This window comes from Nocardiopsis sp. LDBS1602 (assembly GCF_035818715.1).
Taxonomy (GTDB): domain Bacteria; phylum Actinomycetota; class Actinomycetes; order Streptosporangiales; family Streptosporangiaceae; genus Nocardiopsis; species Nocardiopsis alba.
In genome coordinates this window covers 1,697,564-1,722,236 of record NZ_JAYLVW010000001.1, presented here as the reverse complement: position 1 = coordinate 1,722,236, position 24,673 = coordinate 1,697,564, and the positions used below count along the sequence as shown (strand labels likewise).

The following is a 24,673-nucleotide window of genomic DNA, read 5'->3' as shown; positions in this document are numbered from 1 at the left end:
AAGACCGGTGACGGAACGGGGGCGAGGACACGCCCGCCTCCCGAAGCGACGCGATCCGTCCTGTGGACGACCTCCATGAGGGGGCGGCGATCACCCATACTGGGGCCGATGAGACTCACCGTTTTCTGGAACAACATGTACGAGCAGTTCGGCGAGGCCTACGCGCACAGTCTGGCCAAGGACTACGTGATCGAGGGGCTCGGTTCGCGCACCGTCGACGGTGCCCTGGCCGACGGGATCGCGGCCAAGGAGGTCTGGCGTGCCGTGTGCGACGCGTTCGACCTCCCCGCGACGGCCCGCTGAACGGAGAAGGCACGGCGTGCCGGCCCTGAATCGAACAGGAGTTCGGGTAGGGTGGGTGCACCGAGAGCGGACGTTGAGCGTCGCGATTGTCGTACCGAGCGCGTAGCGTCATGCGCATCATGAAGAAGAAAGCATCGACCCAACAGGGGAATCCCGTGGCTTCTGGAGACCGAGACAAGGCTCTCGAAACAGCGCTCGCGCAGATCGAGCGGCAGTTCGGCAAGGGCTCCGTCATGCGCCTGGGCGACGACGACCGCCCGCCGATCGAGGCGATCCCCACCGGCGCCATCGCGCTGGACGTGGCCCTGGGCATCGGAGGACTGCCCAAGGGCAGGGTCGTGGAGATCTACGGCCCGGAGTCGAGCGGTAAGACCACCGTCGCGCTGCACGCGGTGGCCAACGCCCAGAAACAGGGCGGTATCGCCGCCTTCGTCGACGCCGAGCACGCCCTGGACCCCGAGTACGCCAAGAAGATCGGCGTCAACACCGACGACCTCCTCCTCTCCCAGCCCGACACCGGTGAGCAGGCGCTGGAGATCGTCGACATGCTCATCCGCTCCGGCGCCATCTCCATCATCGTCATCGACTCCGTGGCGGCCCTGGTGCCCCGGGCCGAGATCGAGGGTGAGATGGGCGACAGCCACGTGGGCCTCCAGGCCCGGCTGATGTCGCAGGCGCTGCGCAAGATCGCCGGCGCGCTCAACTCCACCGGTACCACCGCGATCTTCATCAACCAGCTTCGCGAGAAGGTCGGAGTCATGTTCGGCTCCCCCGAGACCACCTCGGGCGGACGTGCGCTCAAGTTCTACGCCTCGGTCCGTCTGGACGTGCGTCGGATCGAGACCCTCAAGGACGGTACCGACGCGGTCGGCAACCGGACCCGGGTCAAGGTGGTCAAGAACAAGGTCGCGCCGCCCTTCAAGCAGGCCGAGTTCGACATCCTCTACGGTGTCGGGGTCTCCCGTGAGGGCAGCCTGATCGACCTCGGCGTCGAGCACGGCATCGTGCGCAAGTCGGGCGCCTGGTACACCTACGAGGGCACCCAGCTGGGACAGGGCAAGGAGAACGCCCGCAAGTTCCTGCGCGAGAACGTCGACATGTCCAACGAGGTCGAGAAGAAGATCAAGGAGAAGCTGGGCGTGCCCTCGGGCGACGACAGCGCCTCCGGCCCCGAGAACGAGGTCAAGACCGAACCGGCCAAGGAGAGCGCCGCCAAGGCCGCTCCGGCCAAGAAGACGACGGTCAAGACCGCGAAGGCGCCCGCGACGGATGCCTGAGCGGCGACGGTCGTCCGACCGCACCGGACGGGATCCGGTGAACGCCGACGAGTCCCCGGACGGGCCCGCGGGCCCGTCCGGAGAGGACATGGAGAACAAGGCCCGGAACCTGGTCCTGCGTATGCTCACGCACTCTCCGCGCACCCGCGCCCAACTCGACCGTTCCCTGCACCGTCGGGGCTACGAGGAGGAGGTCGTGACGCGGGTCCTCGACCGGATCGAGGAGGCCGGGCTGATCGACGACGCGGCCTTCGCGCGCGGGTGGGTCTCCTCCCGACACCACAGCCGTGGTCTGTCCCGTCGTGCTCTGTCCAGAGAGCTGCGCACCCGGGGCGTGGAGGAGGAGACCGTACGGGAGGCGGTCGCCGAGATCGACGACGAGGACGAGCGGGAGGCCGCTCGGGCCCTGGCCCGTAAGAAACTGGCCGGCACCCGGGGGCGCGACCAGGAGGTACGGATCCGACGTGCCCTGGGGGCTTTGGCCCGCAAGGGATATCCGGCGGGGATGTCCTATCGCCTCGTCCGCGAGGAACTGGAGGCCGAGGGCGAGGAGAGCGACCTCCTCGCCGACCCGGACCTGTGAGGAGGCCGCTCCACCCCTCGCGGCGGCCCGAGCGCTCCCGGCCCGTGTGGACACGGGCCGAAGCGGCCACCGAGCACATGCCCTCGGTTCGTCGGGCCCGTACGGGCCCGAACGTCCTCACTCCCGAGGCCGCGCGGGCTCTCCGGTCTCGGCGTCGACCCCGGCGGCCGGGGTGACCTCGGGAAGTCGTTCCGCGACGGGGAGATCGTCCTCCTCGTCCTCACCCACAGCCTCGTCCGTCGTCGCCTCGGCCCTCTCGACCCGGGGCTCGGGCGGGACGGTGCTCAATTCCAGGGACGGCACGTCCGTCTCGAACCCGAACACCTCGCCGTAGAAGGCGAGTTCCGCCTCCAGGGAGCGCACGCGCGCCTCCTCGCCGCGGAACCCGTGGGCCTCTCCCTCGAACTCCAGGAGCGCGTGCCGTACGCCGCGCGATCCCAGACCGGTCGCCATGCGGAAGGCCTGGTCCGGGGTGACGACCGGGTCGTCCAGGCCCTGGAGCAGCAGGACCGGTACGTCGATCTCGTCGACCCGGTTGATCGGCGACCGCTCCCGGTAGGTCTCGACGAAGCCGGGGAGGGTGCCCACCAGGCTGTCCAGGAAACGCGACTCGAAATCGTGGGTGGTCCGGGTCAGTCCCAGGAGGTCGGTCACCCCGAAATAGGAGACCCCGCAGGCGAAGGTGTCGCCGGTCACCGCGGAGAGAGCGGTGAATCCGCCCGCGCTGGGGCCTCGGATGGCGAGACGTTCGGGGTCGGCGACGCCGCGCTCGACCAGGGCGCGGGCCGCGGCCTCGCAGTCGGCCACGTCCACGACGCCCCACTCCTTGTTGACGCGGCGACGGTAGGAGCGCCCGTACCCGGTGGAACCGCCGTAGTTCACGTCCACCACGCCGATCCCTCGGCTGGTGAAGTAGGCCTTGACCAGGTCGAGTTCCCGACCCGCGTGGCTCACGGGGCCACCGTGGGCCCACACCACGTAGGGGGCCGGTCCCTCGGTGGTGACGTCCGGGTGGGTGGGAGGGTAGACGTTGGCGTGCACGGTCGCCCCGTAGCGTCCGCGGAGAGTCTCTTGGATCGGGGTCGGCAGGTAGGCGGGGTCGGGGCCCTCGGTCATCGAACGACGCAGGACCTCCACGCTCCGGCGCTCCGGGTCGAGCCGGACGACGCAGGGGGAGGTGTCGGCGGAGGCGGCCACGGCCACCACGCTCGTCCCGTCGGTGTCCACCTGCGACCAGGAGGTGAGTTCGGTGGAGATCCCGGTCAGGTCCAGAGTGTCGGGGTCGTAGACGCTCGGGCTCATCGAGACGTCCCCGTGCAGGGTCACCAGACGTCCCGAGTCCAGTACGCAGAAGGAGCGCGAGCCCAGGCGGCCCGGGGGCGCGTGGAACTCCTCCTCGGCCGGGTACAGGGCGATGGCCTGACCCTTCAGCCCGGCCTGGTAGAGGTTCCAGAACCCGGGCCAGTCCGAGGCCAGGTACAGGGTCTCGTCGTCGGCCCAGACGGGGGAGAGGACGGACTCGTCGACCCCGCCCTTGAGGGTGTACTCCCCGATCAGCCCGGAGTCGGTCACCTCTCCCACGCGCAGTTCCGTACCGTCCCAGGGCATCCGGGGGTGGTTCCAACGCACGTAGGCCAGGTGCCGGCCGTCGGGGGAGGGGGAAGGGGAGGCGTAGAAGCGCGCCCCGGAGACCAGTTCGCGAACGGCGGAGGGGGTCTGGGCGCCTCGACCGGACAGGGGGACCGAGACGATGGAGCGGCGGACCTCCCCGTCGGTGTGCTCCTCCCGCACGCACAACACGTGCCTGCCGTCCGTGGACAGGGCGGGGTCGGCGTAGCGTACGGCGGCCCGGGTCGCGGGTTCGGGGGTGAGCGGGACGGGTTCCTTGGCGCCGCGCTCCAGCAGATACAGACGCTGGTCGTCGCGGGCGGAGAACACCACGCCCATTCGGGGGATGGCCTTGTCGTCACGGCGGGGGACCGGGAGGTAGGAGCGTCCTCCGTACTCGTGGACCCTGGTGCCCGCGCTCCAGGAGGGGGGAAGAAGGTCGTGCACGGTCCCGTCCGCGTCCCGCCGCATCAGGGTCGTACGGCCGTCCTCGTCCGGGCGGTACTCCTCCCACCACACCTCGTCGCCCCGAACGGACGGGTAGGCGGGAAGGCGCACTCCTCGGGCGACGTCACCGGCGCTGATGGGCGAGGGCCAGGAGCCGTGGGGGCTCGACAGTTCAGACATGTCCCGCTCAGGAAGGGTCGAGTGCTTTCAGATGACATATCGACCTTAATGCCAGGGAGGCCGCCTTGTGCAGTCAGGATCACCGGTCTCCGGGGCCGCATCGGGCCACGGGCCCGGTGAGCGACCGGAACGCCCGACCTTCCCGGGGCCACGCCCGATGAGGGGCCGCCCCATAGGGGAAGGCCCCGGCGAACCACGCTCGGAGCGTGGTTCGCCGGGGCCTTCGGGAAGGTCGGTTCCGGCGGACTCAGCTCTTCTGAGAGCCGTCGCCGTCCGTTCCGTCGTCGTCCCGTCCGTCCCGCTCCTCCGTGTCGGGGAGCGGTTCGTTCCGGGGCTCCGAGGGAGCGGCCCCGGCCGCCTCGTCACCGGTGGGGGTCGCGGCCGCGCCGTTCACGGCGACCGGGGCCCCGCCGGCGGCGGTGGCCTTGGCGGAGGGCTTGCCCCGCCGCGCGTTGCGACGCTCCAACCAGATCGCCAGACGGCTCAGCGACAGGTTGATGACGATGTAGATGATCGCGCAGACGATCGCCGCCGGGATGACGTTGTTCTCCCGGGTGGCCACCAGCGTGAAGTTACGCAGCAGCTCCGGGAAGGCGATGATGTAACCCAGGGCCGAGTCCTTGAGCAGGACCACGAGCTGGGCCACGATCGCGGGCATCATCGAGGTGACGGCCTGAGGGATCAGGATCGTCCACATCGTCTGGGTCTTGGTCATACCGATGGACTGCGCGGCCTCGGTCTGTCCCTTGGGCACCGCGTTGATGCCCGCGCGGAACACCTCGGCCAGCACCGAACCGTTGTACAGGGTCAGACCGGTCACCACGGCCGCCAGCGCGGTCACCTGGAACTGGGCCGGCGGCAGACCGAACACCTGGTTCATCACGATGGGGATGGCCATCGTGAAGAAGATCAGCATCAGCAGCGGGATGCCGCGGAAGAACTCCACGACGGCCCCGGCCGGGATACGGATCCACCAGTGGTCGGAGAGCCGGCCGATACCGAAGACCAGACCGAAGATCACCGCGAGCACCGAGGCGATCAGCGCGGCGGTCAGGGTGTTCATCAGACCCGGAAGGACGTAGTTGGTCCAGGTGGAGGGGTCGATGAACGGCGCCCAGCGGTCGGCGGCCCACTGGCCGCTCGGGTTGACCGCCCAGATCGCCGTGTTCGTCAGGTCGCCCGGAGAGGACACCATCACCAGGGTCCGGTTGAAACCCAGGTAGATGGCGGCCAGGCCGCTCGCGATCAGGAGCAGGCTGAGGACCGAGTAGATCCTGTTGCGGGCCCGGGCCTTGGGGCCCGGGACGTCGAAGAGAACCGCCTGCGCGCTCATCGGACCACCGCCACACGCTTGGCGAGCCAGCCGAAGAAGTAACCGGTCGGCAGGGTCAGGATCAGGAATCCGATCGCGAAGCCGACGAAGGTCGGCAGGACCGGGGCGATGCCCTGGTCGAACATCAGCTTCATCTGGCGGGACGCCTCCTGAACGCCCAACCCCGCGACGGAGGCGACGGTCGTGTTCTTGATCAGAGCGATGAGCACACTGCCCAGCGGGCCGACCACGGTGCGCAGCGCCTGCGGGATGACGATCAGCCGCAGGTTCTGGGTGAAGGTCAGACCCAGGGAACGGGCGGCCTCGACCTGGCCCACCGGGATCGTGTTGATACCGGCGCGCAGCGATTCGGAGACGAAGCAGGAGGTGTAGGCGGACAGACCGATGACGGCCCACCAGAACACGTCCCAGGCCACGGAGTCGGCCAGGCTCAACCCCATCGCGCTGTTGAGGCCGAGGCCGCAGAAGAGCAGGACGAGGGTGAGCGGGCTGTTACGGATGCCTTCGACGTAGACGGTGGACAACGTGCGCAACAGCGGTACGGGGGAGACCCGCATCGCGGTGAGCACCACACCGAGGACGAACGAGAAGAAGGCGCTGAAGAGGGTCAGCCGGACGGTCCATGAGAAACCGTCGACAACCCTGTCGATATTGCTGAGAAAGGCTTCCATGGGTCCCAGCCGGTCAAGGGCCGAGCGGCGGGGCCGGGGGCGGCCCCGCCGCTACGGGCGCGTGGTCAGTTAAGGGACTCTCAGGCGCAGGGCGCGAGTTCGGGGGTGGACTCCTCGTAGGCGAAGTCGGTCTCGCCGAAGGCGTCCTCGAGGAATTGAGCGGCCGAGCCGTCGTCCCACATCTGGGTGATGGCCTCGTTGATCTCCTCGCAGCGCTCGGTCGAGCCCTTGGGGAGACCGACGCCGTACTGCTCCTCGCCGAACGGGTTGTTCGTCATGCGGTAGTTGCCGGGGTTCTGCGCGGCGAAACCGGCGAGGATGGTGTTGTCGGTGGTGACCGCGGCGACGGTGCCGTTGCTCAGCAGCTCCAGGCACTCGGAGTAGTTGCCGGCCTCGCGGAGCTCGGCGCCGATGCCCATGTCGTCGACGATGTTGTTGGCCGAACGCGAACCGGAGGCCGAGCAGAGCACCTTGCCGTCGAGGTCCTCGGGGGACTCGATGTCGGTGTCGTCGGCCGCGGTCAGGATGTCCTGCTGCGCGACGTAGTACGGGCCGGCGAAGTCGACGACCTCACGGCGCTCGTCGGTGATCGAGTAGGTCGCCAGGATCATGTCGACCGTGCCCTGCTGGAGGAAGGACTCGCGGTTGGCGGAGGCGGCCTCCGACCACTCGATCTGGTCCTCCGTGTAACCGAGGTGCTCGGCGATGTAGGTGGCGACGTCGACGTCGAAGCCGACGGGGGTGCCGCCCTCGTCGAGACCGAGGCCGGGCTGGTCGTACTTGACACCGATACGGATCGTGTCGCTGTCGCCACTGCACGCCGTGAGGGCGGCGGCCATGGCCAGGGCGGCGACGCTACCGATGATCTTGGTGGAGCGACGTGCTCGCATGTGGGGTACCTCTTCCTGAGAGCGTGCGAAGAACACGAGGGAACCTTGGCGGTCGAGCTAGTGGGTCAGGATCTTGGACAGGAAGTCCTTGGCCCGCTCGGACCGGGGGGAGGTGAAGAACTCGTCGGGGGTGTTCTCCTCGACGATCTGGCCGTCGGCCATGAAGACGACGCGGTTGGCCGCACGGCGGGCGAAGCCCATCTCGTGCGTCACCACGACCATGGTCATGCCCTCGCTCGCGAGGTCGGTCATGACGTCGAGGACCTCTTGGACCATCTCGGGGTCCAGAGCCGAGGTCGGCTCGTCGAAGAGGATCACCTTCGGGTTCATCGCCAGGGCGCGCGCGATGGCCACACGCTGTTGCTGGCCGCCGGAGAGCTGCGCCGGGTACTTGTGGGCCTGGTTGCCGATCCGTACCCGGTCGAGCAGTTCCATGCCGCGTGCCTCGGCCTCGGACTTCGACTGTCGGAGTACCTTCAGCGGTCCCAGCGTCACGTTCTGGAGCACGGTCTTGTGCGCGAACAGGTTGAAGGACTGGAACACCATGCCGACGTCGCTGCGCAGTTTGGCGAGTCCGCGGCCTTCGGCGGGGAGCGGCTGTCCGTCCAGGGTGATGGTGCCGGAGTCGATCGTCTCGAGCCGGTTGATCGTGCGGCACAGCGTCGACTTGCCGGATCCGGACGGACCGATGACGACTACCACCTCGCCGGAGTTAACCGTCAGATCGATGTCGCGGAGCACGTGCAGGTCGCCGAAGTGCTTGTTGACGTTCTCCAGCACGACGAGAGGAGTTGAGGTCATGTTCGGAACTTAATGGGTCCATGTTGCCGTGTCATCACGAAAACGCCACCTGACCCCGGAGTAGCAGACTTGTTACGACGGAATCCGCGAAACCGTTATGCACCGTGACGCATGGATTCGTTCCTGTCGCACCCTGTGTTGATCCCGTCTTCCGGAGAGTTCCGGTCGCGCTTCCAGGAGATCTCCGGTGATTGTTGAACGATCCCGATCGGTCTCGGAGATACCCGTGACCGAAGACGGTCACTCCCGACATCGGGAAAAGGGGATTATGTGCGGGCCGATTCCGGGTCCATCTCCTTTTCGGCACGGTGTTCCGAAGAGCCCGTCCGCCCACGGGCCCGCCTCTCGCGGCGGCACGGACGTCGTCGGGGAACGGATAGCCTGGGAGGGTGAGCCAGAGTCGTACCTACCAAGTGCGGACCTACGGCTGCCAGATGAACGTCCACGACTCCGAGCGCCTCTCCGGTCTGCTGGAGGACGCTGGGTACGCGCGCGCAGCCGAGGACACCACCGCAGACATCGTCGTCTTCAACACCTGTGCGGTCCGGGAGAACGCGGACAACCGCCTCTACGGCAACCTGGGGCATCTGCGTCCGGTCAAGGACGCCAACCCCGGGATGCAGATCGCCGTGGGCGGATGTCTGGCGCAGAAGGACCGCGGGGAGATCGTACGCCGCGCCCCCTGGGTGGACGTGGTGTTCGGAACGCACAACATCGGTTCCCTGCCGGCCCTCCTGGAGCGTTCGCGCGTCCAGAAGGAGGCGCAGGTCGAGATCGCCGAGTCGTTGGAGCACTTCCCGTCCACGCTGCCCAGCCGTCGGGAGTCCGCCTACGCCGCCTGGGTCTCGATCTCGGTCGGGTGCAACAACACCTGCACCTTCTGCATCGTGCCCGCACTCCGCGGCAAGGAGAAGGACCGCCGCCCCGGCGACGTGCTCGCCGAGGTGCGGGCCCTGGTCGAGGAGGGCGTCACCGAGGTGACCCTGCTGGGCCAGAACGTCAACGCCTACGGCAGTGAGTTCGGGGACCGACAGGCCTTCTCCAAGCTGCTGCGCGCCTGTGGCGAGATCGAGGGGCTGGAGCGGGTCCGCTTCACCTCTCCGCATCCGCGCGACTTCACCGACGACGTCATCGAGGCGATGGCCGAGACCCCCAACGTCATGCCGCAGCTGCACATGCCGTTGCAGTCGGGTTCCAGCAAGGTGCTCAAGGCGATGCGCCGTTCCTACCGCCAGGAGCGTTTCCTCGGCATCGTGGAGAAGGTGCGCGCCGCCATGCCGGACGCCGCGCTGACCACCGACATCATCGTGGGCTTCCCCGGCGAGACCGAGGAGGACTTCGAGGAGACGCTGCACGTGGTCCGGGAGTCCCGGTTCGCGATGGCGTTCACCTTCCAGTACTCCAAGCGTCCCGGAACCCCGGCCGCCACCATGGAGGACCAGGTCCCCCCGGAGGTCGTCAAGGAGCGTTACCAGCGCCTGGTCGCCCTCCAGGACCGGATCTCCTGGGAGGAGAACCAGCGGCTGGTCGGCCGCGAGGTCGAGCTGATGGTGGCCGAGGCCGAGGGCAAGAAGGACGGCGAGCACCGTCGTCTGTCCGGTCGGGCCCCCGACAACCGGCTCGTGCACTTCGCCGTGGGCGACTCCGAGGAGCCCCGCCCCGGCGACATGGCCACCGTCGAGGTGACCTACGCGGCCCCGCACCACCTGGTCGCCGACTCCGGGATCCGCTCCCTGCGCCGTACCCGCGCCGGCGACGCCTGGGACGCCCGTCAGGGGCGGCCGGTGAAGATCGAGAAGCCCGACGTGATGTTGGGGATGCCCCGGATCGGGGTGCCCGAGGAGCAGCCGGCCCCGGCCGGCGGTTGCTGCGACCTCTGATCCGTTCGTGCTCCGAGGCCCCCGGCGGGCACCGGGGGCCTCGTCCATGTCCGGAGGAGGATCACAGGCGCACGTACAGGTCCTCGAAACGGTTGAACCCGGGGTTGGGTCGACGTACGGGCGGTCGGGCCGGGTCCAGGGAAAGGTCGGGGAAGGTCGAGGTCAGGGAACCGAAGGCCACCTCGCCCTCCATGCGGGCCAGAGCCGCCCCCAGGCAGTAGTGCAGTCCGTGGCCGAACGCCACGTGGGCCTCGCCGGGGCGGCCGCGGTGCCTGGTGACGTCGAGCCGCTCGGGTTCGGGGTGGGCCTCCGGGTCCCGATTCGCGCCCGAGATCATCGCGATGACTGCCTCCCCACGTCGCGCCGTGCCGCTGCGGAGTTCGACGTCCTCGGTGGGGTAGCGCATCCGGGTCTGGAAGACCGGGCCGCACCAGCGCAGTAGCTCGTGGACGGCCGAGGGCAGCAGCGTCGGATCGTCCTTGAGCAGGGAGAGCTGTTCGGGGTGGGTGAGCAGGGCGTGGGTGCCGTTGCCGATGAGGCCGGCCGTGGTCTCGTGTCCGGCGATGACGAGACTGAAGATCATGGTGATCAGCTCGTCCTCCGACAGACGGTCGCCGTCGTCGTCGCTGATCCGGACCAGATCGGCCAGGAGGTCGTCGTACTCCCGCTCCCGGTGGCCGACGATCAGTCGCCGGGCGGCCTCGACCAGGGCCCCGATGGTCCGGTTGAGCAGGGCCGGATCGTCGAGGGCGAAGGAGGTCAGGGTGTGGCTCCAACGCCGCCACACCTCGCGTTCCTCCTCGGGGACGCCGACGAGGTCGCAGATCACCGCGATGGGCAGGGGGTAGGCGAAGTGCTCCAACAGGTCGACCGAACCGTCCTCGACGTGGTCGGGAAGCTCTTCCAGAAGCCGGTCGGCGATGGCCTGGACCTTGGGACGCATCTCCTGTACCCGGCGCACGGTGAAGGCGCGTGAGACCAGCTTGCGCAGACGGACGTGGTCGATCCCGTCCTTGTCCAGGAGCCCCTGGGTGATGTAGACGACCAGATCGGGTTCCATGCCCAGGTGCCGCAGCAGCTCGTCACGGGAGAGGGCGGCGCCCTCGTCCGATGACGGGGCCAGGGAGGCGGAGTCCACGACGAAACGCCGGTCGCTCAGGATGGTGCGCACGTCGGCGTCGTCGACGAACAGCCGGGCGGGGGCGCCTCGCAGGGAGCCCGGCATGGAGCCTCCGGCGGCACGGACGCGCTCCAGGGCGGTGTGGGGATCGTGGGCGAACTCGTGGTCGAGCTCGAGGAACGCGGGATCGGGTCGCTTCCGTGCCGTGCCGGTCATCGGGGTCTCCTTCGGGGTTTCAGGGGGCGCGTTCGACGCGCTTCTGCTCGCCGATCTCCGTCCTCAGGCGCTCGGCCAGTCGTTCGAAGAGGGCGACGACCTTCGGTTGCAGCGCTCGCATCTCCGTGTTCGGGACCGTTTCCCGTTCGAGGAGGGAGCGGACGCTTCGGGTCAAGAGGAGGGCCCGGGCCTCTTGGCCGGGCGGGATGAGCCCCTGCTCGCGCAGGAGGGGTTCGGCCATGAGATGGCCGATCACCGTGGTGCTGTAGGCGTATACCTGTTCCCCGGCGTCCGCGTCGGCGGCGATGACCCCGTGTTCGCGCAGCAGTTCCCAGTACTCGAACAGGGTCCGCCAGCGGTAGGCGACGGTCTCGCCGACCAGCTCCCTCGCGTCCTCCGTGAGCCGGTGGAGCGGGTTCGTCCCCGAGGTCAGGACGAAGCGCATGATGGGCGAGTCGAACTGCTCCCGGTACATCCGGCCCGCCACCTCGCTGGGACGTACGTGCTCGGGATCCTTTCGCATGGACGCCAGGATCCGTTCCATCATCGCCAGTTGGGCCCGCATGACGACGGTCAGCAGGAGGATCTCCTTGGTGGAGAAGTGCAGGTAGACGGTGCCCTTGCCGACTCCGGCCCGTCGGGCGACGTCCTCGATGGTGACCTTGCGGTCCCCCCAGGCCAGCATCAGTTCCCCCGCCGCGTCGAGGATGCGGTCGGCCCGCAGTTCGCGTCGGTCGGTGGGCTTCTCGGTGGGCCGGGTCACGGACGACTCCTTCGGCTCGGGGACCGCCGACGGGGGTCCCCACCGGCGCTGACGCGATGACCATATCCGCACCTCCGCTCCCGAGCCGATCGTCTTTGACCGTGTGACCAGATTTCAAATCTGGTCACACGGTCAAGAGTAGGTCGGAAGGTGCCCGTCCACAAGGGGTGTGCGGGCACCGGACGGGGCTCGGAGCGATAGCCTCGCCCTTGTGCTGATCGCCGCCGCCGTGTGCCCCCATCCGCCCGTCCTGTTCCCCGAGGTCGCCCAGGGCGCGGCCGCCGAGCTCGACCCTCTGCGCGCCGCCTGCGACCGGGCCGTCGCCCTGCTCGTGAAGAGCGGGGCCGACCGGCTCCACGTGGTGGGGCGGGGGGACTCCGAACGGCGTCACGGATCGGACGCCGGGGGAGACCTGACGGCCTATGGGGTCGACGTGCGGGTGGGACCCGCCCCCGGGGTACTGGGGTTGGCCGCGACGGTGGGTCGTCGACTGGCCGAACGCGCGGGCACGGTCCCCGACGGCTACCTGGAGCTGCCCGCGGACACCACACCGGAACGCGCGGCGGAACTGGGTCGCGAGCTGGCGGGAGAGGCGGAACGGGTCGCCCTGTTGGTCATGGGGGACGGCAGCGCGCGCCGCGACGAACACTCACCCGGGTACGTGGACGAACGGGCCGTGCCCTACGACGACGCGGTCGCCGAGGCCCTGGCCCGCGCCGACGCTCCGTACCTGGCCGGACTCACGGTCGACACGGCGCGCGAGCTCATGGTCGCGGGTCGCCCCGCCTGGCAGGTCCTGGCCGGAGCGACGGAGGGGGCGCCCTTCGAGGGGGAGACGATCGCCTACGAAGCGCCCTACGGAGTCGGATACCTCGTCGCCACCTGGATCGGGAGCGACTTCGACGGGGCCGAGGCCCCGGGGGCTCAGCTCCGGGAGTAGGGGAGCATGGTGGCCACGTCCACCAGGGCCTCGCCCGACTCCTCCTCGACACGATCGGACAGGGCCGACTCGACCTGGGTCATCGCCCGCTCCACCAGGTTCGGGGCGTCGTAGGGCAGCCAGCGCACCCGAGGGTCGCGGCGGAACCAGGACTCCTGTCGGCGGGCGAACCTGCGGGTGGCCCGCGCGGTGCTCTCCTTGGCCTCGGCCTCGGTGAGATCACCGTCCAGCTGGGACAGCGCCTGCGCGTATCCGAGGGCCTTGGAGGCGGTACGACCCTCCCGTAGGCCGAGCGGGTCCAACCGGCGCACCTCCTCCAGAAGACCCCCGTCCCACATCCGCTCCACACGCAGGTCGATGCGTTCGTCCAACTCCGGCCGAGGGGCCGTCAGACCCAACTGGACGCACGGATAGAAGGAGGTGTGGTCGGGCAGGTTGGCGGTGAAGGGCCGCCCGGTGAGCTCGATGACCTCCAGGGCCCGGACGATCCGACGCCCGTTGCCGGGCAGGATGGTGCGGGCCGCGGCCGGGTCGGCCTCGGCCAGACGGGCGTGCAGCAGACCGGGGCCGACGTCGGCCAACTCGGCCTCGAGTCGGGCCCGTACCTCGGGGTCGGTGCCGGGGAAGTCCATGTGATCCAGGACCGCGCGCACGTACAGGCCGGACCCGCCCACCAGGATGGGGACGACGTCACGGTCGGCGCAATCCTCCACCCGCTCGCGGGCCAGCGTCTGGTAGCTGGCCACGTCGGCGGGCTCGTGCACCTCCCAGATGTCCAGGAGATGGTGCGGCACGCCCCGGCGCTCGGACTCGGGGAGCTTGGCGGTACCGATGTCCATACCGCGGTAGAGCTGCATCGAGTCGGCGTTGATCACCTCGCCGCGACGCCCCGTACGTTCCTCCAACCGGGAGGCGAGATCGACGGCCAGGTCCGACTTGCCCACAGCGGTCGGGCCCACGACCGCGATCACCTTGATCATCCCTCCAGCGTAGTCACGCCGAGGACGCCACGCGTCCAGGTGGAGTGTTCGCGCCTGTCGGCGGCCCGGAAATACGGTTTTAGGATGGTCGACATGCGATTCGCCAAGGGCCACGGAACAGAGAACGACTTCGTGATCCTCCCCGACCCGGACGGGGAGCTCGAACTCACGAAGGAGGACGTCCGGTCACTGTGCGACCGCCGAGCGGGTATCGGCGGCGACGGTGTCCTACGAGTGGTGCGCACGCGTGTGCTCGGCGAGACGCTGGCCCCGGCCGCGCGGACCGCCGAACGGGCCGAGTGGTTCATGGACTATCGCAACGCGGACGGCAGCATCGCGGAGATGTGCGGGAACGGGGTCCGGGTCTTCGCCCGCTACCTGTTGCACGTCGGCCTCGTCGACTCGGACCGTTTCGAGATCGGGACCCGTGACGGGGCCAAGGGGGTCACCGTCGAGGCGAACGGCGACATCACCATAGACATGGGGCGCGTGGAGCGTCAGGGCGTCTCCTCGGCCGGGCTCGCCCGCGGGGTCGTCCACGGAGCCCAGATCTCCGTGGGCAACCCGCACCTGGCCTGCGAGATAGACGAGCCGGTCGCCGACCTCGACCTGTCCCGCCCGCCCGAACTCCACGCGGACGACTTTCCCGAGGGAGCCAACGTCGAGCTGTACAACCGGGTCGCCCCCGGTGTGCTGGACATGCGCGTGTACGAGCGCGGCTCCGGCGAGACCCGTTCCTGCGGGACCGGAATCGTGGCCACCGCGGCCGCGGCGACCCCCGAAGGGCAGAGCGCCACCTGGCGTGTCCGTGTCCTGGGAGGCGAGTGCACCGTCGAGCTGGACGCCTCCGGCGCCCGTCTGAGCGGCCCCGCCGTCATCGTCGCCGAGGGCGAGACCTCCCTGATCTGAACCCTCGCCGTCCCGGGAAGGCCCTCGGGACGGCGAGGTCCGGTCAGTGGGGAGAGAACATCCTCAGTGTGGACACGTCGAAGGCGACGTCGCAGGCGTCACGGACGGCGTCGTCGTGTGTGGCGATGACCACGGCACGACCCTCGCGGCTCATCCGGCGCAGGACGTCCACGACCATCGCCCCGTTGGCGTGGTCCAGGGCCCCGGTGGGCTCGTCGGCCAACACCAGCGACGGTCGTTTGACGATCAGACGTGCCAGGGCCACGCGCTGCTGTTCCCCACCGGACAGGTGGTGCACCTTCTCCTTCTCGCGTCCGCCCAGCCCCACCCGCTCCAACGCCTCCGCGGTGTCGGACCGGTCTCCCCGGCGCGCGGCCACGTCGAGGTTGGCCTTCACCGTGGCGTTCTCGATCAGGGCGTAGTCCTGGAACAGGTAGCCCAGGTGGTCACGTCGGAATCGGCGCTGTCCCCCGGGGCCCAGTCGGGTGACGTCGGTGTCCCGGAAACGGACGCTCCCTCCACTGGGCCTCTCCAATAGGCCCATGCAGTTGAGCAGGGTGGTCTTCCCGGAGCCGCTGGCGCCGACCAGGGCGAGCATCCGCCCGGGTTCGACGCTCAGGTCGAGGTCCTCCCACAGCGTGCGCGCGCCGAAGGACTTCGTGAGCTTGTTCAGGGTGATCATGGGTTCCTCGGTCTCTTCGGGCCTCAGGCCTGGGAGGCGCCTTCACGGACGATGCGACGGTGGAAGAGGGTCAGTGCCGCGATGGTGGCCGACAGGCAGACCAACGCGATCCCCAGGGCGTAGAACGGCTCGGCCCCACTGGGAGCGGCCTCCAGAGGACCGCCGTACATGGGGTCGGAGGTGACCGCGAGTCGACGGAGCGTGTCCCACGCGGCCCAGCCCGGGAAACCCAGGGCGAGGGCGCCCTCGACGAGCAGCAGGCGTCGGTGGGTCGCGAGGAAGGTCCATCCGCTGATGTGCCGGACGAAGATCTCCTGGGCCCGCGTGCGCACGTGGACGACGCACGCCGCCATACCGGTGAGAAGGAGGACCACCGCGACCCCCACCAGGTTGAACAGCTCACCGCGCAGCACGATCAGGTGACGGGCGAGCTCGTCCCGCGTACTCGTGGAGAGCGTCTCCACCATGGCCAGGTAGCGCGAGGCCTCGGGCACGCGGTCCCGGTACTCCGTCACGACCTCCGGGTCGGGGAAGATCGTGGACCCCCGGGTCATATGAGAGACATAGGAGCCGTCGGAGAGCACACCGCCGTTGGGCAGGACGACCACGACCGGCTCGTACAGCAGGGGCAGGTAGGGCCGTGGAGCGTCGGAACGCTTGGCCGAGTAGGTGAACAGGGTCTGCTCGGCGGCGGCCGGCAACACCTCGATCTCGAGGGCGACGTCGGAGGCGTCCGAGGTCTCGACCCACTGGCTCCGGACCGCTTCGACCAGCTCCTCGGTGTCGAGGGTGGCGCTCTCGGGGACCAGGACGCGAACGTCCTCATCGGGGCCGTACGGTTCACCGGTGGGCGAGAGCACCTCCTGTTCGGCCAGATAGGTGTCGTTGACGATGAGCAGTGGAGGTTCCGGAGACGCCGCGCCGGACGGCCGCGGATCGTAGGGCGTCGACAGCAGTGGATATCCGTGTACGGCCAACACCATGTCCCCCGAGGCGTCGACCTCGCGCAGCCAAGGGCCGAGTTCCTCGTCGACGGCCTCATCGTCGGCCCAGCCGTAGTTCGCGCTGAGCGATGGGAAGGAGGTCTCGCCCTGCTCCTCGTGCAGTTCCAGCGCCGTCTCCAGGTCGCGGACGTTCTGGGAATAGGAGGCCACGCCCCCGAGGATGATCAGGGCCAGGACGAGAGAGGGCGCTCTGACCAGGTAGATCGCCGTGGTCGTCGCCTTCAGGGGGAGCCGCCCCTTGAGCGATGGCAGGATGCGCGTGGTGTGCACCAGTGCCAGGGTCGCCGCGTGCACCAGTAGGCAGGGAACGGTGAGAGCGCCGAGGAAGAGGAGGGCCGTCCGGGAGTAGAACCCCAGTTGGTTCCATTCGTTGTACCAGCCCAGGAACACGAGTGTGCCGAGGACGATCACCGCGAGAGCCACGGCCGTCGATCGGGCCGTCCTGAGCAGGTCGTGGCCCAGGATCGATGGGTACGAGCGCCCTTGGAGACGCATGACCCCGTAGTCGCGGGAGCCGAGCAGTACGCCGGCGCCCGCCGCCGTCACCGTCCCGAGCAGGGCGACCATCAGAAGATGGAACAGGTGGCCGCCGGTGAAGTAGTGCCACATCCGGACGGCCTGCGTACCCGGAGCCTCATGGAGCCCGAGCGCGGCCAGTTCGGTCCGCAGGGCCTCTTCCGCCTCGGGCGCGTCCAGGACGAGGTAGTGGCCGTTGGGGCCGACATCGCCGAAGTCGGCGATGGGGTGGGTGTCGATGGTGAACCCGCGGCCGAAGGTCGGATATCCCTCCTCGGCCCAGGCGGCGTGGCGGGAGTCGGGGTCGGACACGGCCAGGTACAGGTGGATCCTGGTCGTCGGCTCTCGGACGTCCGCGATGGCGTAACCGATCGCGGCGTCGTGTTCGTCGGCCACACGCTGGACGGTGGCGGCCACCTCGTCGGTGTCGTGGCTCCCGTCGTTCTCGGTGATCCACACGACGGGGGAGTCCTCGAGCACGAAGAGGGTGCGTTCGGCGGTCGTGGCCAGGAGGAAGGCGATGACCACGGCGAACACGGCACAGGCCGTGTAGGCGAAGGTGAGTGTTCGGTCGGGCACGGGGGGTCCTGTCGAAGGCCCGCCGGTGCTCGGCGCCGGCGGGCCGGATCATGGGGGTCAGCAGGTGCGGCGGTAGGCCTGGTTGTTGGCGATCGCCCTGGGCGCGTCGGCGCGGGCCCAGGCACCGGCCCTGACGTCGGGGGTGCGCACGGTCGTGCGGCCCACGGCGGTGGCGCCATGGCACGCGGTGGGGTGGTAGTAGTGCGAGTAGCTGGTTCCCGACAACTCGGCGCCGGTGACGCCGTAATTCCAGACGGGGCTGCTCGCGTTCGCGGCGGAGGCGGAACCGGCGGCGATCCCCGCGGTCAGCAGTGTGGTCACGAAGAGGTACTTGGTGAGTCTCATGGGGGATTCTCCTGTTCGGTCAGCCACAGGTATTACGCCAGTACGTCTGGTTGTTGGTGTTCGCCTTTTGGACGCTCGCCCGTGACCACAGGCCGGCTCCGGTGTTCGCGGACCGGACGGTGCGAATTCCCACGGCGGTGGAACCGTGGCACCTGCTGTCGTGGAGGTAGTTCGAGTAGACACGGTCGGAGACGATGCCGTGATCCCAGACGCCACCTCCCACGTATTCGACGGCCGCCGAGGCGACACCCGCGCTTCCCACGCCGATGCCCGCCGCGACCAGTAAGGTGACGATCGCTCTCTTCGTTCTGCTCATGGTTTCCTTCTGTGGGGGATTCAGGACGGTCCTTCGGTCGCCCTGAAAATAATTATGCCTCCCTTTTCTCTGGAGTCAATCGAGTCGGATCGGGGTGTACGCGGTCGAGTCGAATGAATATCCGCAGGTGGAGAGGGGGATGGTGAGATCATTTATGGATTTGTTCGAGTTTTCCTCGCGTGTGCATGAGGTGACCCGGTGTGTCGTTCGTGCAGCTCAAGATGTCTGCAAATGCATAAGGCCGAATGTGGCCACGAGATACATATGTACCAAGCTATCGGTGCGCCCATGTCGGGATTCTTCTCCCGACATTGATGTTTCTCGTTGAATCTCGTTAAGGGTATTCCGTCACACGGGTATCACCCGGAACCGAGCAGCCCTTCCACGCCCAGACCGCGCAGGGAGGCGTCCAGGACACGGGCGGTATGGGTCACCACCACCGGCCTTCCGGCGCGCTCCATCGCCGCCGCGATCTGCAAGGAGCAGCCGGGGTTCCCCGACACCAGGACCCGCGCCCCGGTCGAGGCCACGTCCTCGCCCTTCCGGTCGCCCAAGGCGTTCGCCGCCTCCGGACGGAGCAGGTTGTACACACCTGCCGAACCACAACAGACCTCCCGGTTCGGCAGGTCGGACACGGTCAGCCCCGGGATCCCGCGAAGCAGCTCACGGGGCTGGGCGGTGACGCCCTGGCCATGGGAGAGATGGCAGGCGTCGTGGTAGGCCACATGGACCGGAAGGGGGTGACGCTCCGCGCGGGGGCCCAGATCCACGAGGAACTCGGCCAGATCCACCACCCTCTCCGACACCGCGCGGGCACGATCCACCCAGGCCCGGCTCTCACCGGCCTCCGCCATGGTCCGGTCGAAGTGCTTCATGCCGGAGCCGCAACCGGCGGAGTTGACCACGATCCGCTCCACCTGGCGCGCCTCGAACACCTCGATGAGCCCCTTGGCGAAGTCCACCGCCTCCTCCAGACGGCCGGAGTGCGAGGAGAGGGAGCCACAGCAGCCTTGAGAGCGCGGGATCACCACCTCGCACCCCTCCAGAGCCAGGACCCGGGCGGTCGCGGTGTTGACCTCGGGGAAGAACGCTCCCTGGACACAACCCACCAGCATGCCCACACGCGCACGGCGCTCGCCCACGGCGGGCACGAGCTCGGGCAGCGGCGGCGGGGGAGAGGACAGCCTCGGAGCGACCCGCTCCATGGCGGCCAGACCGGGCGAGAGACGGTCCAACAGGCCCGAACGGCGCACCAGGGAGGAGACCCCGGTGGCCTGGTAGGCGCGCAACGGTCCGCGCAGCGCCCGTAGGCGCCCCCGATGCGGGAAGAGGGAGAACACCGCCTCGCGCAGGAGGCGCTCCCCGCGAGGCCGCTCGTACTCGGTCTCCACCCGATGACGTGTGTGCTCGATCAGGGCGTCGTACGCCACCCCCGAGGGACAGGCGGACACACACGCCAGACAACCCAGACAGTTGTCGAAGTGCCCGACCGCGGTCTCGGTGAGCACGTCGTCCTCGTGCATCTGTCCCATGAGGTGGATACGACCGCGGGGCGAGTCCATCTCCTGCCCCCACAGGACGTCGGTGGGGCAGGTCGGCAGACAGAAACCGCAGTGGACACAGTCCCCGAGCAGGTCGCCGAAGGACCGTTCGGGGCCGGGGGCGATCGTGCTCTCGTCCGGTCGATCGGTCACGGAGTCCTCCGAGGGGGTACGGGGCGTGTGGTCCATGGCTCAGATCCCGCCCGCGAAACGGCCGGGGGACAGACGGTGGTCGGGGTCCAGGGAGTCCTTGATCGCGCGCATGAGGGCCAGTCCCGGAACCTCGCCCCAGACATCGACGTCGGCGTCGCGTACGTGGGGTTCGGCGCGCAGGAGGGTCGCGGACCTCCCGGAGCCGGAGCGGGCCCTCTCCAAGAGCGAGGAGACCGCCTCGGCGGAGGCCCCCGGAGCGGTGTACAGGTACAGGGTCCCGGCGGGGAGCGAAGCGGTCGCCCCGACCCGGACCCCGAGGCGATCGGCCGCCGCCACCAGATCGTGGACGAGCCCGGGCAGCTCCGCGGGAGGTGCCAGGACACGGATCAGACAGCCCTCGTCCGGTACGAGTCCCCAACCGGGAGGCGTCGCCTCGGCCACCTCCACCCCGGTGCCGCCCAGGGCCCGCGCGGTCACGTCCGCGCGTTCCGTCGTCCCCTCCTCGGTGCCCTCCAGAAGCACGTACAGACGTGGTGGGCCCGCCAGAGGGTGTATCGACTCCACGGCCGAGGGCACCACCGTGCTCGCGCGCAGGGCGGCCGCCGCCCGCTCCACCGCCTCGGGGGAGCGGGCCGGGGCGCTCACCAGACGGACCGCCGGTGGCCTCGGATGCAGCCGGAAGGTCGCCGAGACGATGATCCCCAGGGTCCCGTAGCCACCGGTGTGCAGTTTGGCCAGGTCGTATCCGGCCACGTTCTTGACCACCCGGCCGCCGCTCCGGGCGACCACCCCGTCGGCGCGCACCACGGTCATCCCGATCACCAGGTCGCGCAACGCCCCGGCGAGCAGCCGCCCGGGACCGCTCAGTCCGGTGGCCAGGGCGCCTCCCACGGTGCCTCCCGAACGCACCGGATCGTAGGACAGCCGCTGACCGGCCTCGGCCAGGACACGCTCCAGATCGGCGACCGGCGTTCCCGCGCCGACCTCCACCACCAGGTCGCCGGCGTTGTGGTCGATCCAGGACAGCCCCGAGGTGTCCACCAGAAGGTCCAGGGAACGGGGCGCCGTCCCCCAGTCCATCGCCGTGCCGCCGCCCCGCGCGGCGACGGTGAGCCCCGACTCCCGCGCGGCCGCCAGCAGGTCGGCCAGGGCTCCGACGTTCTCGGGGCGGGCCACCCTCGCGGGAACGATCCCGCACATGGCGTCCTCGTCGGTGCCCTCTCTCAGGGCGACGTCCTTCACGTCCGGATCGTCCACGCTCGTCCTTCCCGCCTCTTCCACCCCGGATCGATCGCTCAGAACTGTTCCGCCTCCCCCGACTCCACCAACGGATGCACGCCGGTGCGCACCCCCGGCCGTTCCCCGCACAGGCGCGGAGTGGGCAGCAGCTTGCCCGGGTTGGCGATCCCCGCCGGGTTCAGTGCCCGCCGGAACAGCTCGAAGGTCTCCAGATCGGCCTCGCCGAACATGCGCGGCATCTTGCAGGCCTTGTCCACGCCGACACCGTGCTCGCCGGTGATGGACCCTCCGTGCTCGACGCACAGGTCGAGGATGGCCCCGGACACCTCCTCGGCCCGTTCCCCGGCTCCCGGTTCGGAGTCGTCGAACAGGACGAGCGGATGCAGGTTCCCGTCCCCGGCGTGGAAGACGTTGGCCACCCGGATGCCGCTCTCGGCGGACAGCGCGGCGATCCGGCCCAGGACCTCGCCCAACGCGGTGCGCGGTACCACCCCGTCCTGCACGATGTAGGCCGGGCTGATCCGCCCCACGGCGGCGAAGGCGGACTTACGTCCCTTCCAGATGAGGGCGCGCTCCTCGGGGCCGTCCGCCGTCCTCGTCTCGAAGGCGCCGCTCCGCGCGCACAGGGCGACGACCCGTTCGACCTGTGCGTCGACCTCCGAGGCCGGGCCGTCCAGCTCCACCACCAGAACCGCGGCGGCGCCGGCCGGGTAGTCGCAGGCCACCGCGGCCTCGGCCGCCTCGATGGCCAGAGCGTCCATCATCTCGATCGCCGAGGGCAGGACCCCGGCCGCGATGATCGCGCCCACCGCCTCCCCGCCGGCGTCCATCGAGGTGAAGGCCGACAGCAGGGTCACGGTGCGCTCGGGTGAACGGGTCAGGGAGACCGTGATCCGGGTGGCCACGCCCAGGGTCCCCTCGGAACCGATGAACGCGCCGATCAGGTCGTAACCGTGCGCCCCGGTCGCCTTGCCGCCCAACTCCACGACCTCGCCCGAAGGGGTGACGATCTCCAGCCCGCGCACGTGGCCGGCGGTGAACCCGTACTTGAGGCAGTGCGCCCCGCCGGAGTTCTCCGCGACGTTGCCCCCCACCGAACAGACCTGCTGACTGGAGGGGTCGGGCGCGTAGTAGTAGCCGTGCGGGGCCACCGCGCGGGTGATGTCGAGGTTGACCACTCCGGGCTCGACCACGGCGCACTCGTTCTCCAGGTCGATCTCCACGATCCGACGCATGCGGGAGGTGACGAGGAGGACGCCCTCGGCATGGGGGAGCGCCCCCGCCGACAGGCCGGTGCCCGCGCCGCGGGGGACGTAGGGGACACCGTGCTCGGCGCACAGGGAGACGACCGCGGCGACCTGGCCGGTCGTGGTCGGCAGGACCACCACCCCCGGTGTGGCGCGGTGGTAGGTGAGTCCGTCGCTCTCGTAGACCCGGCGCCGGGAGAGGTCGGTGAGGACGCCGTCCTCACCGCAGATCTCCCGCAGACGGGGGACGAGGTCGGCCAAGGCCGTCGAACTCGTCGTGGGTGCGGTCGTGGCCATGGGCGCCTCCCGGGTTCGATCGAAGGACGGACAGGGGGTGTCCTTCGACTGCGACCTCGCAAGGGGACCGTACGACCGTGGAGTCGTCGTTTTCAAGGGTCGGAGCGTCCTTCCGTGTCGCGGAAGACGCGAAAGCGCCCCCCGCCGGAGCGAGGGGCGCTGTGGGAGCGGTCAACCGCTCACGGGGAGGGCCGAGGGCCTCGGGCGATGAAGGCCTCCGTCTCCCCGTGAGAGGACCTACGGCATGCGCTCGTAGGCCGGCAGCGTCAGGAAGTCGACGTAGTCGTCGTCCAGGGCGACCTCGGTGAACAGCTCCTTGGCCTGCTTGTACAGGTCCTCGTCGTAGGCGTCGCCCAGCGAGGCCTTGATGGCGGCCAGCTCCTCCTCGATGGTCTGCTTGACCAGCTCGACGGTGACCTTGGGGCCGTCGTCGAGGGTGACGTCGTTGTGCAGCCACTGCCAGATCTGGGAGCGGGAGATCTCGGCGGTGGCGGCGTCCTCCATGAGGTTGTGGATGGCCACCGCGCCGTTGCCGCCCATCCACACGGCCAGGTACTGAAGGGCGACGTTGATGTTGCCGCGCAGGCCGGCGAGGGTGATCCCGCCGGGGGTCTTGTCGACGGCGAGCAGGTCGGCGGCGGTCACCTCGACCTCGGGGCGCTGCTTGTCGATCTGGTTGGGCCTGTCGCCCAGGACGCCGTCGAAGATCTCACGGGCGATCGGGACCAGGTCGGGGTGCGCGACCCAGGAGCCGTCGAAGCCGTCGCCGGACTCGCGGGACTTGTCGTCACGGACCTTGGCGAAGGCGTTCCGGTTGACCTCCTCGTCCCGGCGGGAGGGGATGAAGGCGGCCATACCGCCGATGGCGTGGGCGCCGCGCTTGTGGCAGGTCTTGACCAGCAGCTCGGTGTAGGCGCGCATCATCGGGGCGGTCATGGTGACGGCGTTGCGCTCGGGCAGCAGGAACTTGCGGCCGCGGGTGCGGTGCGTCTTGATGATGCTGAAGAGGTAGTCCCAGCGACCGGCGTTGAGGCCGGCGGAGTGCTCGCGCAGCTCGTAGAGGATCTCCTCCATCTCGAACGCGGCCGGGATGGTCTCGATCAGGCAGGTGGCGCGGATGGTGCCGCGGGGGATCTCCAGACGCTCCTGGGCCAGGACGAAGATGTCGTTCCAGAGACGGGCCTCGAGGTGGCTCTGCATCTTCGGCAGGTAGAAGTACGGGCCCTTGCCCTTGGCGATCTGACGCTTGGCGCTGTGGAAGAAGTACAGCGCGAAGTCGACGATGCCGCCGCTGGTCCGCCGACCGTCGACGAGGATGTGCTTCTCGTCCAGGTGCCAGCCGCGCGGGCGCACGACGATCGTGGCGAGCTCGGAGTCCTCCTTGAGGGCGTAGGTCTTGCCCTGGGGTGAGGTGAAGTCGATGGCGCGGTCCAGGGCGTCGCGCAGGTTGAGCTGCCCCTGGATCATGTTCTCCCACAGCGGGGTGTTGGCGTCCTCGAAGTCGGCCAGCCACACCTTCGCGCCGGAGTTGAGCGCGTTGATGGTCATCTTGCGGTCGGTCGGGCCGGTGATCTCCACACGGCGGTCCGTGATGCCCGGGGCGGGCGGAGCGACCTTCCAGCCGTCGTCCTCGCGAATGTGCTTGGTCTCGGGGAGGAAGTCGAGGTCCTCCCCGGCCGCGATCTGAGCCTCGCGGGTCTTACGCGCGGCCAGCAGCTCCTGGCGGCGGGACTCGAAAGCGCGGTGCAGTTCGGCGATGAACGCGAGGGCGTCGTCGGTGAGGATCTCGTCGAACCGGTCGTTGAGGGGGCCCGTGATCTCGACCCCGTGCGTGGCACCCATGGAAAACCTTC

The 24,673-nt window shown here is 69.3% G+C and carries 22 protein-coding genes; 6 read left to right on the top strand and 16 right to left on the bottom strand.

Going from position 1 to position 24,673, the window contains the following annotated elements; all coding sequences use genetic code 11:
• Positions 1 to 108: 108 nt before the first annotated feature.
• The 3 genes from U9J66_RS07820 (at position 109) to U9J66_RS07810 (ending at position 2,163) form a co-directional block, all read left to right on the top strand.
• The gene (locus U9J66_RS07820) at positions 109 to 303 is read left to right on the top strand and encodes a DUF3046 domain-containing protein (protein ID WP_014908780.1); all 195 of its coding nucleotides are present in this window, start codon (positions 109 to 111) and stop codon (positions 301 to 303) included.
• Positions 304 to 413: 110 nt separating this feature from the next.
• Positions 414 to 1,580: a recombinase RecA gene (gene recA / locus U9J66_RS07815; RefSeq protein WP_237449994.1), complete on the top strand. Its 1,167-nt coding sequence runs from the start codon at positions 414 to 416 to the stop codon at positions 1,578 to 1,580.
• Positions 1,573 to 2,163 (top strand): regulatory protein RecX, encoded by a 591-nt coding sequence (locus tag U9J66_RS07810; protein WP_014910113.1) that lies wholly within the window; start codon positions 1,573 to 1,575, stop codon positions 2,161 to 2,163. The genes recA and U9J66_RS07810 overlap by 8 nt, the downstream gene beginning before the upstream one ends.
• Positions 2,164 to 2,280: 117 nt before the next feature.
• On the opposite strand, the gene U9J66_RS07805 is transcribed toward U9J66_RS07810, so the two are convergent.
• From U9J66_RS07805 to U9J66_RS07785, 5 genes are all read right to left on the bottom strand, one after another.
• The gene (locus U9J66_RS07805; RefSeq protein WP_326337376.1) at positions 2,281 to 4,398 is read right to left on the bottom strand and encodes a S9 family peptidase; all 2,118 of its coding nucleotides are present in this window, start codon (positions 4,396 to 4,398) and stop codon (positions 2,281 to 2,283) included.
• A 247-nt stretch (positions 4,399 to 4,645) separates the two neighbouring features.
• Positions 4,646 to 5,731: an amino acid ABC transporter permease gene (locus U9J66_RS07800; protein WP_017534206.1), complete on the bottom strand. Its 1,086-nt coding sequence runs from the start codon at positions 5,729 to 5,731 to the stop codon at positions 4,646 to 4,648.
• On the bottom strand, positions 5,728 to 6,402 hold the full coding sequence (locus tag U9J66_RS07795) for an amino acid ABC transporter permease (protein WP_014908179.1): 675 nt from the start codon (positions 6,400 to 6,402) through the stop codon (positions 5,728 to 5,730). Before U9J66_RS07795 ends, U9J66_RS07800 begins: the two co-directional genes overlap by 4 nt.
• Before the next feature lie 80 nt (positions 6,403 to 6,482).
• On the bottom strand, positions 6,483 to 7,292 hold the full coding sequence (locus tag U9J66_RS07790; protein ID WP_014911163.1) for a glutamate ABC transporter substrate-binding protein: 810 nt from the start codon (positions 7,290 to 7,292) through the stop codon (positions 6,483 to 6,485).
• 57 nt (positions 7,293 to 7,349) lie between these two features.
• Positions 7,350 to 8,093: an amino acid ABC transporter ATP-binding protein gene (locus U9J66_RS07785; RefSeq protein WP_014912957.1), complete on the bottom strand. Its 744-nt coding sequence runs from the start codon at positions 8,091 to 8,093 to the stop codon at positions 7,350 to 7,352.
• 413 nt (positions 8,094 to 8,506) lie between these two features.
• Here U9J66_RS07785 and miaB point away from each other — a divergent pair, with 413 nt between their 5' ends.
• Entirely contained in the window at positions 8,507 to 9,973 is a 1,467-nt protein-coding gene (miaB, locus tag U9J66_RS07780) for a tRNA (N6-isopentenyl adenosine(37)-C2)-methylthiotransferase MiaB (RefSeq protein WP_326337422.1), read from the top strand.
• A 61-nt stretch (positions 9,974 to 10,034) separates the two neighbouring features.
• Here the strand turns inward: miaB and U9J66_RS07775 are convergent, their stop codons facing one another.
• Together U9J66_RS07775 and U9J66_RS07770 are read right to left on the bottom strand one after the other, a co-directional pair.
• On the bottom strand, positions 10,035 to 11,309 hold the full coding sequence (locus tag U9J66_RS07775; protein WP_326337375.1) for a cytochrome P450 family protein: 1,275 nt from the start codon (positions 11,307 to 11,309) through the stop codon (positions 10,035 to 10,037).
• Between the two features lie 19 nt (positions 11,310 to 11,328).
• The gene (locus U9J66_RS07770) at positions 11,329 to 12,072 is read right to left on the bottom strand and encodes a TetR/AcrR family transcriptional regulator (RefSeq protein ID WP_014908571.1); all 744 of its coding nucleotides are present in this window, start codon (positions 12,070 to 12,072) and stop codon (positions 11,329 to 11,331) included.
• A 211-nt stretch (positions 12,073 to 12,283) separates the two neighbouring features.
• Here U9J66_RS07770 and U9J66_RS07765 point away from each other — a divergent pair, with 211 nt between their 5' ends.
• A complete protein-coding gene (locus tag U9J66_RS07765; RefSeq protein ID WP_017534202.1) occupies positions 12,284 to 13,012 on the top strand; it encodes a class III extradiol dioxygenase subunit B-like domain-containing protein in 729 nt (242 codons plus the stop codon).
• Here U9J66_RS07765 and miaA read toward each other — a convergent pair.
• The gene (gene miaA / locus U9J66_RS07760; RefSeq protein WP_017534201.1) at positions 12,997 to 13,992 is read right to left on the bottom strand and encodes a tRNA (adenosine(37)-N6)-dimethylallyltransferase MiaA; all 996 of its coding nucleotides are present in this window, start codon (positions 13,990 to 13,992) and stop codon (positions 12,997 to 12,999) included. The genes U9J66_RS07765 and miaA overlap by 16 nt on opposite strands.
• Before the next feature lie 84 nt (positions 13,993 to 14,076).
• Here miaA and dapF point away from each other — a divergent pair, with 84 nt between their 5' ends.
• Positions 14,077 to 14,901, top strand: coding sequence for a diaminopimelate epimerase (gene dapF / locus U9J66_RS07755; RefSeq protein ID WP_326337374.1), 825 nt, complete (start codon positions 14,077 to 14,079; stop codon positions 14,899 to 14,901).
• A 43-nt stretch (positions 14,902 to 14,944) separates the two neighbouring features.
• On the opposite strand, the gene U9J66_RS07750 is transcribed toward dapF, so the two are convergent.
• The 8 genes from U9J66_RS07750 to aceB all read right to left on the bottom strand — a co-directional run bounded on the left by U9J66_RS07750 (position 14,945) and on the right by aceB (position 24,662).
• A complete protein-coding gene (locus U9J66_RS07750; RefSeq protein ID WP_014910291.1) occupies positions 14,945 to 15,583 on the bottom strand; it encodes an ABC transporter ATP-binding protein in 639 nt (212 codons plus the stop codon).
• A gap of 23 nt (positions 15,584 to 15,606) precedes the next feature.
• Positions 15,607 to 17,682, bottom strand: coding sequence for a bacteriocin-associated integral membrane family protein (locus tag U9J66_RS07745; RefSeq protein ID WP_326337373.1), 2,076 nt, complete (start codon positions 17,680 to 17,682; stop codon positions 15,607 to 15,609).
• Between the two features lie 57 nt (positions 17,683 to 17,739).
• Positions 17,740 to 18,027: a lactococcin 972 family bacteriocin gene (locus U9J66_RS07740; protein WP_326337372.1), complete on the bottom strand. Its 288-nt coding sequence runs from the start codon at positions 18,025 to 18,027 to the stop codon at positions 17,740 to 17,742.
• 19 nt (positions 18,028 to 18,046) lie between these two features.
• On the bottom strand, positions 18,047 to 18,343 hold the full coding sequence (locus U9J66_RS07735; RefSeq protein WP_014911983.1) for a lactococcin 972 family bacteriocin: 297 nt from the start codon (positions 18,341 to 18,343) through the stop codon (positions 18,047 to 18,049).
• A 359-nt stretch (positions 18,344 to 18,702) separates the two neighbouring features.
• Positions 18,703 to 20,037 (bottom strand): (Fe-S)-binding protein, encoded by a 1,335-nt coding sequence (locus U9J66_RS07730; RefSeq protein WP_014912932.1) that lies wholly within the window; start codon positions 20,035 to 20,037, stop codon positions 18,703 to 18,705.
• A 39-nt stretch (positions 20,038 to 20,076) separates the two neighbouring features.
• Complete coding sequence (locus U9J66_RS07725; protein WP_326337371.1) at positions 20,077 to 21,294, bottom strand: FAD-binding oxidoreductase; 1,218 nt, start codon at positions 21,292 to 21,294, stop codon at positions 20,077 to 20,079.
• A 38-nt stretch (positions 21,295 to 21,332) separates the two neighbouring features.
• Positions 21,333 to 22,820, bottom strand: coding sequence for an FAD-linked oxidase C-terminal domain-containing protein (locus tag U9J66_RS07720; RefSeq protein WP_161111481.1), 1,488 nt, complete (start codon positions 22,818 to 22,820; stop codon positions 21,333 to 21,335).
• 237 nt (positions 22,821 to 23,057) lie between these two features.
• The gene (aceB, locus tag U9J66_RS07715) at positions 23,058 to 24,662 is read right to left on the bottom strand and encodes a malate synthase A (RefSeq protein ID WP_014909994.1); all 1,605 of its coding nucleotides are present in this window, start codon (positions 24,660 to 24,662) and stop codon (positions 23,058 to 23,060) included.
• Positions 24,663 to 24,673: the final 11 nt, after the last annotated feature.